This is a genomic window from Massilia sp. CT11-137 (assembly GCF_047302885.1).
Classification (GTDB): domain Bacteria; phylum Pseudomonadota; class Gammaproteobacteria; order Burkholderiales; family Burkholderiaceae_D; genus Telluria; species Telluria orientalis.
The window spans coordinates 1,774,794-1,788,787 of record NZ_JBKYMP010000002.1 but is presented as its reverse complement, the minus strand read 5'-3'; the positions used below and the strand labels follow the sequence as shown (position 1 = coordinate 1,788,787).

Sequence of the window (13,994 nt, the reverse complement as noted above, 5' to 3'; positions counted from 1 at the left end):
GTTATGGTTGATTGACGCCATTTTCTACCGGAGGCACCAGCACCGTCAGTGCGCCAGGCCGCATCCGGTAGCGTAACGGCGGGTGCATTTCCGTCACTTCGCCATCGGTCGCCACGAGCAGACGATGGCGGTGCGTGTCGATGTCGAACTCGGGTGCCGTCAGCACGTCGAAGTCGCGCTCCTGGCCGAGGCGGCCGAGCAGCGCGTCGAACGCGAAGCGCAGCAGGCCCAGGCGCGTCGGATGCTGCGCCACGTACAGGCTCAGCACGCCCTCGTCGAGGCGCGCCCGCTCGCCGATCGCCAGGCCCTGCATCGTGTAGGCGTTGTTGCCGATGAAGACGAACGGCGTGCGCCGCGCGAGCCGCTCGCCGTTGACGGTCAGGCGCATCGACAGGAACGGATAGCGGCGCAGCGCCGCGAGCGCGGCCCAGGCGGCGGCCGGCCACTTGCCGCGGCCGAGGCGGCGCTGCTGTTTTTCGCGGTCGCGCACGATGTCCGGGTACAGGCCGAGGCTGGAATTGTTCAGGAAGATGCGGCCGTTCACCTCGCCCACGTCGACCTGCACGGGCCGCCCCGTCGCGAGGTTGCGCACGGCCGCGCCGAGGTCGAGCGGAATGCCGAGGTCCTTGGCGAAGTGGTTGAGCGTGCCCAGCGGCAGCACGCCGAACGGCACGCCGGAATCGACCATCACGGAGGCCACGGCATTGATGGTGCCGTCGCCCCCACCGGCCGCGACCAGGCGCGCGCCCTGCTCCAACGCGCGCCGTGCCGCACCGATCATCTGGTCGCCGCCGTCTGCCCGGACGAGCTCGGCGTTCAGCCCCGCGTCGGTTAGTTGCGTTCTCAGCGCATCGCACGCGGCCTCGTCGTGGCCGGTGCCGGCGCCCGCGTTGACAATCACGGTCACGGGATTCATTGCAGGTCCTCCGCCGCAGCGGCGCGATGCGCGCGCTCGCTCCACGACGTTTGCCCCCGCGCCAGCCGACGCCGGTGCAGGGTCGACACGGCGGTGATGCAGATCGCGAGCCAGGCCGCCCCCTCCGCCGCCGCGGCCAGCACGTCGGACAGGTAGTGCACGCCGAGGTACATGCGCGACAGCGCGACGAGCATCACCATCACGACGGCGCCGAGCATGACCAGCGCGCGCGCGCGCCACGTCCGCACCCGCCGCACGAGGTAGCACGCGAGCAGGCCGTAAAACACGGTGGCGGCCGCCGTGTGGCCGCTGGGGAAGCTGTACGTCATCAGGCTCAGCAGCGGATCGTCGAAGCTGGGGCGGGTGCGCCGGAACACGTGCTTCAGCGCGACGTTCAGCAGCATGCCGCCCGGCACGGCGACAAGGCAGACGATCAGCCAGTAATGCGCATGGCGGCGCCAGAACCACAGCGCCAGCAGCGCGGCCATGATGCTCGATCCGGCGATGCCGTTCCAGTGCGTGACGACCAGCATGGCGCGCGTGAAACCCGGCGTGGCGCGCTCGTGGAACCAGTGCGCGAGCTGGACGTCGACGAGCGTGATGGTGTCGCCGGTGACGACGTCCTCGGCGATCTCGCCGAAGATCCAGGCCGCCAGCACCAGCAGCGCGAGGCCGGCGGTGAGGTGCAGGCCCATCTGCCCTTCGGGCGACAGGCGGGCGGCGATGAAGCGGCGCAGGCGTGATGGAGCGGTGTTCAGCATACCGCTCCAGATGGGGCGAATTGGCGAAAAAACCACACAAAAATGCAACAACTGTTTTTTTGTACAGTACCTGTGTATTTATACAGTAGTTGTGCTATTCTGTGCCTACTCGAGCAAGACAACTTGCCAACGCTAACGCAACCTAACTCGATAAAGGGATCGTCATGTCGACTCTGAACAGCTCCTTCGGCCTTGAATATGCTCCGACGCCTTTCCTCGTGCGCTTTGGTCGCCGCGAGATCCTGGTAACGCGCGACTTCCGCAAGCGCTTCTACCCGGTCAACCCGATCATCGAGTGCGATACCGGCGTCGAGCCGGGCCACGTGGAAGTGCTGCTGCTGCGCCGTTGGCTGCTCATCCTGTCCAAAGCGCATTAAGTTCATCAGGTTCTCCGAGGAAACCCCGTCTTTCAGGGCGGGGAAGAAAGAAGACGATTGCGCGTCAATCGATGCCTTTCGGTTGCTAAAAACGCTGCATATAATCGGAGCATGATTCTGGTTTATCGTTACCGGGTGAAATCCCTGAACGGGCTGCTTGACAGGCAGTCGCGTGCGTGTAACGTCGTCTGGAATTACTGCAACGATCGGCAAAAGGATGCGCTGCGTTTCGGCCGCCCCTGGCTTTCGGGCTTTGACCTGAACAAGTTGACGACCGGCAGCAGCAAGGAACTGGGCCTGCATTCCGGGACCGTGAATGCGGTCTGCGAACAGTATGCAAGATCGCGTTCGCAAAAGAAGCGACCTTATCTTCGCTATCGCGGCAAGCGTTCCTTGGGCTGGGTGCCGATCAAGGGACGGGAACTGAAGCGGGAAGGTGATGCGTTTCGCTTCGCAGGCAATACTTTTCGCGTCTTTAACAGCCGGCCGCTGCCCGAAGGGAAGATCAAGGACGGCACCAACTTTTCGCGTGACACGCGAGGGAACTGGTACCTGAATATCGTGATCGATGTGGTCACGCCCGATATCCATGCCCGCCAACCGTTGCGCGGTGTCGGTATCGACCTTGGACTGAAAGACTTCGCGACGCTTTCCACCGGCGAAAAGATTGAAGCGCAGCGTATCTATCGTGGTGCCGAGCAAGCGCTCGCGCTGGCGCAGCGCGCCCACAAGAAGCGGCGCGTCAGGGCGATCCACGCAAAGATAGCGAACCGTCGCAACGACTTTCTGCACAAGCTCTCGGACCGCATTGTCCGGCAATTCGACTATATCGCGGTCGGCAATGTGGCGGCCGCCAGACTTGCCAGGACCAGCATGGCCAAGTCTGTACTTGATGCTGGCTGGTCGCGCTTCCGACATCAACTGGCGTCCAAGGCTGTTAAGCATGGCGCGTGGTTCGAGGAAGTCGACGAAAGCTTTACTTCCCAAGTCTGTTCGAATTGTGGCGCCATGCCAGATTCGCGGCCGAAAGGTATCGCAGACCTTGGAATAAGAGAGTGGCAGTGTAATGTTTGCGGTTGTGCACATGATCGCGATATCAATGCTGCGATAAACATTCTCCGTCGCGGACGTGCGACGCTGGCTGCAGGAATCCCCGTCCTTTAAGGTGGGGAGGACGTCAAAAGCTTCATCGTTTTCTTTCGCTGGGCAGGCACCTACCTTACGGCGCTGCTTATAGACACTCAACCGAAAGAAAACGATGTGCAATAAAAAGTCGCCTCCGCGTTCGCCACTGTTTTCGCCGTTGCGTTCTTCGTGGCCGCTGCGCTAGGCTCGTCCGCCGCAAGGGCGACGAACATCACCCTGCAGAACGTGTCCTACGACCCGACGCGCGAGTTGTACCAGGACCGTAATGCCGCGTTCGCGCGGCAGTACCAGGTCAAGACGGGCGACGACGTGACGGTCAGGCAGTCGCATGGCGCCTCCGGCAAGCAAGCGCATTCCGTGATCGGCAGACTGCAGGCCGACCTCGTCACGCTGGGCCCTCGCGTACGACATCGATGCTATCAGCGAACGCGGCCTTATCGCGCACAACTGGCAACAGGGCCGAGCAGTACACGGTGCAATTCCCGGCGATCAAGCTATGCACGATCGGCGAACTCGCCGTCGGCTGAACGAAAGCGCACAAGACCCATGTCGCGGACGGCGGCCTGTTCGACCAGATCTATTAGCCGGGCCGCAGGTACTCCGCCTGCGTACGCCACCGGACCGCGTTCGCGAGATCCGCGAGCGGCGACAGGATGGCCGGATCGAATGATGCGAGCGTGGCGCCGTCCCTGACGCGCCGCGGCCAGTCCGCCTGGGCCAGCGCGCCGCGGCCGAGCGACACGACGTCCGCCTCGCCCCGCTCGACCATGCCCATGGCCTGCGCCGGATCGTGCAGCGAACCGTTGGCGATGACCGGCTTGCCGCCGTGGCGCTTCGCCAGTGCGGCCAGGCTCGGCCCTGTCTCGAAGGCGGGCTTCCATGCTTCGTACTCGGTCACGTGCACGTAGTCGACGTCCAGTCCGCCAACCGTACGGAAGATCGCGGCGGCCTCTTCCTCTCCTCCCCAGCGATGCGTGAAATCGTTGACCTTCGCCTGCGACAGGCGCACGCCGACGACGTAGTTCGTCCCCACCGCGGCCCGCACCGCGTCGACGACTTCCACGAGCAAACGCAACCTACCGTCGAGGCCGCCGCCGTAGCGGTCGTCGCGCAGATTGATGCCTTCCGACAGGAACTGGTCCAGCAAATACCCGTTCGCGCCATGGATCTCGACGCCATCGAACCCCGCTTCACGAGCTCGGAGGGCTGCCCGCGCGAAGCCGGCCACGGCCGTGTCGATATCCTCCGGTGTCATCGCGGCAGGCACGGCGTACTCACCCGTCCCGCGATAGAACGTCATCTGCTTGCCCTTCGGCTGCACGGCCGACGGACCGATGGTGCCCGTCCGGTATGGGTTCCCCTGCGACAGTGCGCCCGCATGCATCAATTGCGCGATTACACGGCCGCCGCGTGACTGCACGCCTGCGACGATGGGTCGCCACGCATCGCGCTGCGCCGCGTTCGCGAGCCCCGGCTGGTGCAGATAACCCTGAGAGTACGCCTCATCCGTGTACAGGCCTTCCGTGATGACGAGGCCGAAGCCGCCGTCCGCGAACTGCGCGTAATAGCCGGCCATGCACGTCGTCGGCACGCCATCGGCGCCCGCACTCACGCGCGTCATCGGCGCGACGGCCAGACGGTTGGGCAACGCCAGCGAACCCAGGGCCAGCGGTTCGAAGAGAATGGCAACGTGACCGTTATCGCGCATCGCCGCCGCCCTCCCTGCGTACGGCCGCGATCGCCTCGATCTCGATCATCGCCCGCGGATCGTAGAGCGCCTTGATCTCGGCAATCGTATCGGCGGGATACGGCGCCGAGAAAAATTTCCTGCGCAGCGCCACGACGTCCTGGAAATGGCCCATGTCGGTCACGAAGATCGTCACCTTGATGACGTCGCGCAGGCTGGATCCGCCTGCTTCCAGCGCGCGCCGCAGGTTGGCAAAAGCCTGCTCGCCTTGGGCGAGGAAGCCGCCGGCGACGATGCGTCCGTCGTCGCCGGCACCGGCCTGGCCGGAGATGAACAGCAAATCGCCGAACCGAATGCCCTGCGACAGCAGATAGGGTTCATACGGATCCGGCTGCGTGATGATACGTTCGAGCATGTCTGCCTCCTGAATTCGAAAAGAAGAACGGGATGAGATCAACTCACCCATATATGGAATAATCGCCCCCAGCAGCCCTTACGACAAACGATGGTTTTTCACGCATCAGATGACTTCAAATCACCCATTCGGCGAACGGACGACACGCCGGCTGCCACCGCTCTCCTCCCTGCGCGCGTTCGAGGCGGCGGCGCGGCACGGCAGCTTCAAGCGAGCTGCCGATGAGCTCGCCGTGACACCGACGGCGATCAGCCACCGCATCCGCGCCCTCGAAGACTTCACGGGCCTGAAACTCTTCGTGCGCCAGGTGCGGCAAGTCACGCTGACCGACGCGGGGGCGCAGCTGTATCCCGTGCTGCGCCAGGGCTTCGATGCCATCGAAGCCATGCTGGCGCGCCTCACGCAGCCGAACCGGAGAGACAGGGTCACGGTGTCCGCGACGCACGCGTTCACCGCGAAATGGCTCGTACCGCGGGTCGCCCGCTTTCACGCATTGCATCCGGACATCGACCTACAATTGCATGCGTCCGATGCGACGGTCGATTTCGACGCGCACGGCATCGACGTCGCCGTGCGCTACGGCAGCGGCCCCTACCCCGGACTGATGACCGAGGTCATGTTCGCCGACACGTACGCGCCGGTCGTCAACCCGATGCTGGGCGTCCGCTCGATCGAGGATCTGCAATCCGTGCCGCTCATCCACTTCGACTGGCAAAAAGCGTCCCCGGCCAATCCCACATGGGAAACATGGTTCGCGCGCACGGGGCTCGCATGGCAACCTGCGCGCGGACAACTCCGGTATTCGGACGAAGGCCATGCGATCCAGGCCGCCGTCGCAGGCCAGGGCGTCGCCTTGCTGAGTCTTGCCCTGGTGGCCGAAGAGATCGCGGCGGGCTATCTCGTGCAACCGTTCGGACCGGCCATCCCCGGGTACACATACCACTTGGCAATGCGCGCCGACCCGCCGCCGGGCCCTGCGGCGCTGGCCGTCGCCCACTGGCTGCGCCGCGAGGCGGAGGCTTGCAAATCCTGAACAAGGCGCAATCTTGTAACAAATGACTTGAAATCCGCTGTGCGGCTACGATTGTCGTGTTCAGCAACGAACTCGTAATCACGGAGCCGCACGGATCGCTTGACGCGCACTGCGGCGGCTTTTCTCCAACCTGAGCGAAGGAGCATTCATGTCAGTGCAATTACGCAAGATTAACGAGCAGGTGATGGTCATCACCGGCGCCACGAGCGGCATCGGTCTCACGACGGCCCGTATGGCCGCCGAGCAATGTGCCAAACTGGTACTCGCAGCCCGCAGCGCCGACGCGCTCGACCAGCTGGCGAGCGAACTGCGCCGCACCGGTACGCAAGTCGCGACGGTCGTGGCCGACGTCGGCAACCCAGCCGACGTGGAACGCATCGGCCAGGCCGCGATGGAGCGCTTCGGCCGCATCGACACCTGGGTCAACAATGCCGGCATCTCGATCTTCGGCCGCAACGAAGACGTCTCGCTGGAAGACATGCAACGCCTGTTCGACACGAATTACTGGGGTGTCGTCCACGGCTCGCTGGAAGCCGTCAAGCACATGAAGACGCGCGGCGGCGGCGCCATCATCAACCTGGGCAGCGAACTGTCCGACGTCTCGATCCCGCTGCAGGGCATCTACGCCGCGTCGAAGCACGCGGTGAAGGCGTTCACGGATTCGCTGCGCGTCGAACTGGACAAGGACAAGGCGCCGATCGCCGTCACGCTCATCAAGCCGGCCGCCGTCGACACGATGTTCGTCGCGCACGCGAAGAACTACATGGACAAGGAACCGACCCTGCCGCCGCCGATCTACGCGCCGGAACTGGTCGCGAAATCCATCCTGTACGCGGCCCAGCATCCGAAGCGCGACGTGTTCGTCGGCGGCGCGGCCAAGGCCTTCTCCGTCGGCAACTTCGCAATGCCCTCGGTGCTCGACCGCATGATGCGCGCGACGATGTTCAAGCAGCAGCAGACCGACATCCCGAGCGCCCCGAACCGCCGCGACGCCCTGCACGCCCCGAACCCGCAGCACGAACTGCGCGAACGCCAGGGCCTCTCGGAACACGTGGTCGAGACGTGTCCGTACACCGCGCTGTCGCTGCGCAAGGGCAAGGTGGTGGGCGTGCTGCTGGGCGCCGGCGCGCTGTTCGCCGCATGGAAGCTGGCGGGCCGTCCGGTCAGCCGCACCTCGGCCAGCCGAATCTGGTCATCCAACCGTCTGCGCCAGGCGCTGTGAGGAGGCAACATGTCGATCAAGCTCAAAAAACTGAATGAACAAGTCATGGTGATCACGGGCGCGACGAGCGGCATCGGCCTGGCCACCGCCCGCATGGCGGCGGAAGGCGGCGCCCATCTCGTGCTTGCCGCGCGCGACGGCGACGCCCTCGACACCCTGGCCCACGAAATGCGCCAGCGCGGCGTGGAAGTGGCGACCGTCACGGCGGACGTCGGCAACCCGGCGGACGTCGCCCGCATCAGCCAGGCGGCGATGGAGCGCTTCGGGCGCGTCGACACGTGGGTCAACAACGCGGGCATCAGCGTCTACGGCCGGAACGAGGACGTCGCGCTGGAAGACATGCGCAAGGTCATGCAGACGAATTTCTGGGGCGTCGTGCACGGCTCGCTGGAAGCCGTCAAGCTCATGAAGGGCCGCGGCGGCGGCGCCCTCATCAACCTGGGCAGCGAAGTGTCGGACCGCTCGGTGCCGCTGCAGGGCACCTATTCGGCGTCCAAGCACGCGATCAAGGGTTTCACGGAATCGCTGCGCATGGAGCTGGACAAGGAAGACGCCGGCATCTCGCTCACGGTGATCAAGCCGGCCGCGATCGCGACGCCATTCCCGAACCACGCCAAGAGCTACATGGAACACGAGCCCGACCTGCCGCCGCCGAACTACGCGCCGGAACTGGTGGCGCAGGCCATCGTGCACGCGGCCCAGGTGCCCGAGCGCGACCTGTACGTGGGCGGCCACTCGAAGCTGACGTCGGTGGCGGGCTACCTGATGCCGCGCGCGCTGGACCGTTTCATGAGCCGCACGATGTTCGGCCAGCAGCAATCCGAGCGCCCGAACTCGAGCGCGCGCCGCGACAGCCTGTACGCACCGGTCGCCGAGCAGGAGCTCCGCCAGCGCAACAATGGCGAGCGTCGGGTCGTCGAGCGGAGTCCGTACACGTCGTTCGAGATGCGGTCGGCGTCCACGAAGACCGTGCTGCTCGGCGGGGCGCTGCTGGCGGCGTGGGCGTTGACGCGCAGGCCGCGGCAGCGGACGGTGTGGCATGCATAACGCCGCGTAGGGTGTGTAAAGGCAAAGTTAAAATGTCCGCTTTCAGCAAAGTAGAAATGTCCGCTTTTTGGGGCGTTCAAATGCGCTTTTGAGCGGACATTTTCTTTGCTGCCGTCACACCCTGTGCGATGACGGTAGCAGGTTGGTCATGGCGGTAGTTACGATTGCGCGCCTTCTTGTCGAGGGTGTGATGAATAGTTTTGCTATCGACATAAGTCACGTTGGCCCGGTCAGGCTGCTCGATAGCGGTGTATGCGAGTACGTGACTGTCTGCCCGAATCTCAACTCGGCCATCGGCATACGTATGGATATTGATGGACTGCCCGATCAGCTGACGTAACGCTGGCTTGTCTTCGAGGCGATAGAGCCGCTTGCCATGCTGCAGGGTGAGTTTGGCAGTGAGCTTACGGTGGTCGCACAGTGACAGAATCAGCGCCAGATCCTCGTCGGGACGCAGTGGCGCATGGACGTCGAGCGAGCTGCGCGGAACCCGGGAGAAGGTCGCGTTGTAACGTTGAATGAAGTCGCCACTCCAGACGTTGGCGGCTTCGATGTCACTGATGCCGTCCAATCGCAGGGCCTTGACCAGCCGGTCTTGCAAAGTACGGTTGAGACGTTCCACGCGGCCTTTGGCTTGCGGGGAATTCGCACAGATCAGTTCGATGCCGAGTTCGTCGAGCGCACGCTGGAACTGGGTCTTCGTACGACTCGTTGCCGACGGCGAGCGGAACACCGCTGCTCGGTCAGCATAGAAGGCTTGCGGCTTGCCATGCTGTTCGATGTATCGCCGAGTGGCCGCGAAATAGCTGGCGGTCGTTTCAGTCTCCGCGAAGTGCAGATGCAGGATCTTTCCCGTCGCGTCGTCGACATAAACCAGCAAGGTACAAGCGTTGTCGCGCTTTTCAAACCAGTGATGACGGCTACCGTCTATCTGGACCAACTCGCCGACGCAAGGCCGTCGTTCCCGCGGCTGGTACAAGCGTGCACTTCGGGCCGCTTTCGGAATCCATAAGCCGGCCTCAATCATCAAGTTGCGTAAAGTTTCCTTCGATAGGCACAAGTCGTGCCGCTCCCGCAACTGCTCGCACGCCAGCGTCGGCCCAAAATCGGCATAGCGCTCGCGCACCAGCTGCAATGCCTTTTGCGCCAACTCGGGCGCAAGCCGATTATTGCTCGGCTTGCCCCTGTGCCTGGAGATCATTCCACGTTCGCCGTCTTCGTCAAATCGCTTTTGCAGCCGTCGAACCTGCCGCGTCGTGATTCCCAACCGCTTCGCTGCAATGACCGCCGTGATCTCACCTTTGGCACAAGCCGCGATGATATCGGCGCGCTCCAACTCTTCCATCGTAATGCTCCCGACTTTGCCCACACTCGACTCCAAACCGTTCGGAATCGACAGCATGAACTATCTAGCAAAAGCGGACATTTCTACTTTGCTAGAAGCGGACATTACAACTTTGCTCTTACAGGGTGGGCACCCGTGCCCACGCGCGAGGCTTGCGTCGGGTTGACATTCGCGTGGGCACGGTGTGCCCACACCCTACATAAAAAAGGCCGGAAAGCCGGCCTTTGGTCGTTTGGTTCCCCCCGCTTATTTGCCCGGCGCCGGCCCCTTCGGCGGCTCGCTGCCGAGGAAGTCGACATCCTCGTCCGTCAGCGGCAGGTTCGGAATCGATTCGATGTGGTCCGTGTCGATGTCGGCACCGTCCCGTGCCAGGATGTCGCGGCCCGCGGCCGCCCGTTCTCCCGTGCCGCCGAAGTCGCTGTCGCTTTCGAAGTTCGGGTCGCCAACGTCGGCGCCCGCGCTGTCGTGCGCGTAGCTCGCTTCGTTGTCTGACGTCGTGCCGGTGTCCAGGTCGATCTTCTGGTCATCATCCAGGTTCGCAGCAAAGCCGGGGCCGCCGACGACGTCGCTGCCCGTGTCCGAAATATCGCTCGGGCCGAGCGAATCGACGCCGTGGCCCTTGCCCAGGCTGCGGTCGGGTGCTTCCGGAAAGTTATCCGGATCAAGTGTGCTCGTGCCAGTCATGTTGCCTCCAAAATAATGCAAAAATCATGAGGACAGGCTACCTGCTTTTGTCGCGCGACGGCGCAACGCAGGGCAGCCTCGGTGGGAAAGGCTAGAACGCGTGGCGCATGCCGACGTTCACGGCCGAGCTGCCGCTCGGGCGGGCCGCGCCGCCGATCAGGATGCCGGTGCCGTTCGTGTTGACGGTGCGCGAGAACGCGGCGTAGAAGTCGGTGCTGCGCGACACGACGTAGCTGGCGCCGATCGCGAACTGGTTCGCGTCGCGGTTGGCCAAGTCGCGGTCGTTCTTGTGGATGAACGAGGCCAGGAAGGTCGTCGAGCGCGTTACCGGGACGGCCACGCCGACGAGGGTGTCGCGGCTGTCGGTCGACGACGTGCTCGCGACGCCCGCGCCGTAGGGATTGTCGGGGTTGTACAGCGGCGAGCTGCCCCAGCCGCGGTTGGCGGAGTACGCGGCATACGCGGTGCCCCAGCGCGTGCGCAGGTTGGCCGCGATCAGGGAATTCTTGGCATCCATGTTGCTGCCGGCCAAGTCGTACAAATGGACCTGGGCCACGTGCCGGTTCTGGTGGGCCGCGCGCAGGGACAGCGGGCCGTAGTCGAGGCCGATCGTCATGCCCCAGGCGCGGTCGGCCATGGGGTCGCCGCCGAGCGTGTCGATGGTGTACGACGCGCCCGTGCTCAGGTGCTTGAACTGGGTGTTGTAGTAGCGCACGCCGCTGTCGATGGGCATGCCGTTCTGGGTGACGAGATTGCTGGCCTTGCCGGCCGTGCCGGCGTGGAACGGATCGCCGACGTCCGGGCGCGCGAGGTATTCGAAATTGTACTGGTGGCCCAGCGTGAAGCCGCCGGTGCCGGGGTTGACACCGATATCGTCGAGGCGACCGTACGTGCGGCGCGGCACCGAATGCCAGACGGCGGCGCCATTGCTCCTGCTCGGCTGCCCCGTGAAGACGGCGATATCGTGGCCGCCCGGCGTTTCGCCGACGTAGTCCAGTCCCGAGCGCTTGCCGGCGCCGGCAGCGCTTCCCGAATCCTGTGCACATGCGAGCGACGCACATCCGCCCAGCAATACGCACGCAACGAAACCCTTGTTCATGGCGTGTCCCTCTCTACGCCTTAACATTAGCTGTTACACCGCGGTCCTATCTGTCCAATATCGCACAAATCGACTCTCATCTTATCCCGCGTTGTTGTCAGCATATTCTGACATCTGCATGTCGGCAAGATGACAGCCTGGGAATTCCGCTTTAGAATCGCATCGGCAGGTTTTGTAACTAAACTACAGGAAAACTAGAACGATGAGACAGCTACGCCGTACCCTGACTACACTTTCCTTGGCGTTATGCGCGGTCCTGCCCGCAGTCGCCGCGCCAGACGCAGCGCCGATGCCGCACGTGAGCTGGTCGCGCAACGCCAATATCTACGAAGTGAACATCCGGCAATACACTCCCGAGGGAACGTTCAAGGCATTTACGCAACACCTGCCCCGCCTGAAAAAGATGGGCGTGGACATCCTGTGGCTGATGCCGATCCAGCCGATCGGCGAAAAGAACCGCAAGGGCACGCTGGGCAGCTATTACGCCGTGCGCGACTACACGGCCGTGAACCCGGAATTCGGCACGCTCGACGACCTCAAGGCACTCGTGAAGCAGGCGCACGGGCTGGGCATGCACGTGATCATCGATTGGGTGGCAAACCACACCGCATTCGACAACCCGTGGACGCAGGAACACAGCGACTGGTATCTGAAGAATGACAAGGACGAGATCTATCCCGTCACCTACACGGACGGCGCCGAGCCCGAGTACTGGACCGACGTGACGGGTCTCGACTGGAGCAAACCCGGCCTGTGGAAAGGCATGACGGACGCGATGTTGTACTGGGTGCGCGAAGCCGATATCGACGGCTTCCGCTGCGACGTCGCCGGCAAGGTGCCGACGCCGTTCTGGAACCAGGCGCGCGCCGAACTCGACCGCGTCAAACCCGTGTTCATGCTGGCCGAGGCCGACAAGCCCGACCTGCACGAGCACGCCTTCGACATGACGTACGGCTGGGACACGAAAGACCTGTTCAAAGCCATTGCGAAAGGCGAGGCGGACGCGCGCACGCTGGCAAACTTCCTCGAGCACCCGCCGAAAGCGTTCCCGCCGGGCGCGTATCGGATGCGCTTCACGAGCAACCACGACGAGAATTCCTGGGCCGGCAGCGACGTCGAGCTGTACGGTCCGGCCTTCAAGGCGATGGCCGTGCTGGCCGCCACGTTGCCCGGCATGCCGCTGATCTATGGCGGCCAGGAAGCCGGCCTCGACAAGCGCATCGCGTTCTTCGAAAAGGATCCTATCCAGTGGAAAGACTACGCCTACGCGCCCTTCTACACGAAACTGCTCGCGCTCAAGCACGCCAATCCGGCGCTGTGGAACGGCCAGTACGGTGGTCCCGTGCAGGTGCTGCAGACGGGTAACGAGAAGGTGTTCGCGTTCCGCCGCGCGTTGAAGGGCAACAGCGTGCAGGTGACGGTCAACGTGTCGAACGAGGCGCAACGTTTCAGCCTGCCGGGGGGCAAGCAGCAGACGCTGGCGGCGTGGGATTACCGCATCGACGCGCGCGGCAAGTAATCAGCGGCTCAGCGGCGCAGCGCGGTGAAGCCGGCCGGCTCCCACTCGCGCAGCGCCAGCAACAGCCCGCTTCCCCGCCGCTTGGGTAGCGGCGACGCGAGGCTTTCCTCGTGCAGCTCGGCGAAGCGCGCACGCAGCCGGCGCAGTTCCACCTGCATGGACGCGAGCGCGCTCTCCGTCAGCATCCCGTGCGTGAAGGCGAGCGTCTCGTCGGACCGGTCGAAGTGGCCGTCGAGGAAATCGGCCAGGCCCTGCGTGCGGAAGTACTGGCGGATGGGGCCGTCGGGCAGCCAGTCGAAATCGCGCGCGACGTTCAGGCGGATGCGGTTGCCGGGCATCAGCGCGATCAGGTGCAGGCGGTCGAGGTGCAGCAGTTTTTGCAGGCACTCGGCTTCCGTGAGGCGGTAGACGGCGAGGATGTCCGCCAGCGTCCAGTGATTCAGCGCGCACGCGGCCACGAGCAACAGCTTCGTATCGGACACGAGCTCCTTTTCCTGTTCGGCGCTCAAGGTGTGCAGGCGGGTACCGGAGAGCGCGGCCTCCTGCGCGAGCTCGGCCAGCGTAAAGCCCAGCATGTTGCTGATCTCGACGAGGCGGTCGACACCGAGCGTGTCCGACGTCAGCAGCCGCTTGACGCTCGCCTCCGACAGGCCCAGCGCGCCGGCCACGTCGCGATACGTCTTGCCTTGCAGCTTCAGTTGGCGCTTGATCGTGCTGATGATTTGCGTGACTTCGGACATGGT

General features: G+C 64.0%; 14 protein-coding genes and 1 pseudogene. 7 read left to right on the top strand and 8 right to left on the bottom strand.

Annotated elements, in window-relative coordinates:
• Position 1: 1 nt before the first annotated feature.
• Both ACEN98_RS24625 and ACEN98_RS24620 read right to left on the bottom strand, forming a co-directional pair.
• Positions 2-916, bottom strand: a complete 915-nt coding sequence (locus tag ACEN98_RS24625; protein ID WP_413387523.1) for a diacylglycerol/lipid kinase family protein — start codon at positions 914-916, stop codon at positions 2-4.
• On the bottom strand, positions 913-1,677 hold the full coding sequence (locus ACEN98_RS24620) for a phosphatase PAP2 family protein (RefSeq protein ID WP_413387522.1): 765 nt from the start codon (positions 1,675-1,677) through the stop codon (positions 913-915). The genes ACEN98_RS24625 and ACEN98_RS24620 overlap by 4 nt, the downstream gene beginning before the upstream one ends.
• A gap of 164 nt (positions 1,678-1,841) precedes the next feature.
• On the opposite strand from ACEN98_RS24620, the gene ACEN98_RS24615 reads away from it, so the two are divergent.
• From ACEN98_RS24615 to ACEN98_RS24605, 3 genes and pseudogenes are all read left to right on the top strand, one after another.
• Positions 1,842-2,054 carry a hypothetical protein gene (locus ACEN98_RS24615; RefSeq protein WP_413387521.1) on the top strand — a complete coding sequence of 71 codons (213 nt, stop codon included), beginning with the start codon at positions 1,842-1,844 and terminating at the stop codon, positions 2,052-2,054.
• A gap of 111 nt (positions 2,055-2,165) precedes the next feature.
• Positions 2,166-3,218 (top strand): RNA-guided endonuclease InsQ/TnpB family protein, encoded by a 1,053-nt coding sequence (locus tag ACEN98_RS24610; RefSeq protein ID WP_413340165.1) that lies wholly within the window; start codon positions 2,166-2,168, stop codon positions 3,216-3,218.
• A 150-nt stretch (positions 3,219-3,368) separates the two neighbouring features.
• Positions 3,369-3,657: pseudogene (locus ACEN98_RS24605) on the top strand (sulfate transporter subunit); the annotation flags it as partial.
• 123 nt (positions 3,658-3,780) lie between these two features.
• Here ACEN98_RS24605 and ACEN98_RS24600 read toward each other — a convergent pair.
• Both ACEN98_RS24600 and ACEN98_RS24595 read right to left on the bottom strand, forming a co-directional pair.
• Complete coding sequence (locus tag ACEN98_RS24600; protein ID WP_413387520.1) at positions 3,781-4,908, bottom strand: NADH:flavin oxidoreductase; 1,128 nt, start codon at positions 4,906-4,908, stop codon at positions 3,781-3,783.
• A complete protein-coding gene (locus ACEN98_RS24595) occupies positions 4,898-5,302 on the bottom strand; it encodes a RidA family protein (protein ID WP_413387519.1) in 405 nt (134 codons plus the stop codon). The genes ACEN98_RS24600 and ACEN98_RS24595 overlap by 11 nt, the downstream gene beginning before the upstream one ends.
• 109 nt (positions 5,303-5,411) lie before the next feature.
• Here ACEN98_RS24595 and ACEN98_RS24590 point away from each other — a divergent pair, with 109 nt between their 5' ends.
• From ACEN98_RS24590 to ACEN98_RS24580, 3 genes are all read left to right on the top strand, one after another.
• Positions 5,412-6,335, top strand: coding sequence for a LysR substrate-binding domain-containing protein (locus ACEN98_RS24590; RefSeq protein ID WP_413387518.1), 924 nt, complete (start codon positions 5,412-5,414; stop codon positions 6,333-6,335).
• Positions 6,336-6,483: 148 nt separating this feature from the next.
• A complete protein-coding gene (locus ACEN98_RS24585) occupies positions 6,484-7,557 on the top strand; it encodes an SDR family oxidoreductase (RefSeq protein WP_413387517.1) in 1,074 nt (357 codons plus the stop codon).
• 9 nt (positions 7,558-7,566) lie between these two features.
• Positions 7,567-8,604 carry an SDR family oxidoreductase gene (locus ACEN98_RS24580; RefSeq protein ID WP_413387516.1) on the top strand — a complete coding sequence of 346 codons (1,038 nt, stop codon included), beginning with the start codon at positions 7,567-7,569 and terminating at the stop codon, positions 8,602-8,604.
• A 76-nt stretch (positions 8,605-8,680) separates the two neighbouring features.
• On the opposite strand, the gene ACEN98_RS24575 is transcribed toward ACEN98_RS24580, so the two are convergent.
• The 3 genes from ACEN98_RS24575 to ACEN98_RS24565 form a co-directional block, all read right to left on the bottom strand.
• Positions 8,681-10,006, bottom strand: a complete 1,326-nt coding sequence (locus tag ACEN98_RS24575) for an ISNCY family transposase (protein WP_413382907.1) — start codon at positions 10,004-10,006, stop codon at positions 8,681-8,683.
• A 189-nt stretch (positions 10,007-10,195) separates the two neighbouring features.
• Positions 10,196-10,633 carry a hypothetical protein gene (locus tag ACEN98_RS24570; protein WP_413340154.1) on the bottom strand — a complete coding sequence of 146 codons (438 nt, stop codon included), beginning with the start codon at positions 10,631-10,633 and terminating at the stop codon, positions 10,196-10,198.
• A 91-nt stretch (positions 10,634-10,724) separates the two neighbouring features.
• The gene (locus ACEN98_RS24565) at positions 10,725-11,732 is read right to left on the bottom strand and encodes a porin (RefSeq protein WP_413387515.1); all 1,008 of its coding nucleotides are present in this window, start codon (positions 11,730-11,732) and stop codon (positions 10,725-10,727) included.
• A 289-nt stretch (positions 11,733-12,021) separates the two neighbouring features.
• On the opposite strand from ACEN98_RS24565, the gene ACEN98_RS24560 reads away from it, so the two are divergent.
• Entirely contained in the window at positions 12,022-13,251 is a 1,230-nt protein-coding gene (locus tag ACEN98_RS24560) for an alpha-amylase family glycosyl hydrolase (RefSeq protein WP_413387514.1), read from the top strand.
• 8 nt (positions 13,252-13,259) lie between these two features.
• Here the strand turns inward: ACEN98_RS24560 and ACEN98_RS24555 are convergent, their stop codons facing one another.
• Entirely contained in the window at positions 13,260-13,991 is a 732-nt protein-coding gene (locus tag ACEN98_RS24555; RefSeq protein ID WP_413387513.1) for a helix-turn-helix domain-containing protein, read from the bottom strand.
• Between the last annotated feature and the right edge of the window lie 3 nt (positions 13,992-13,994).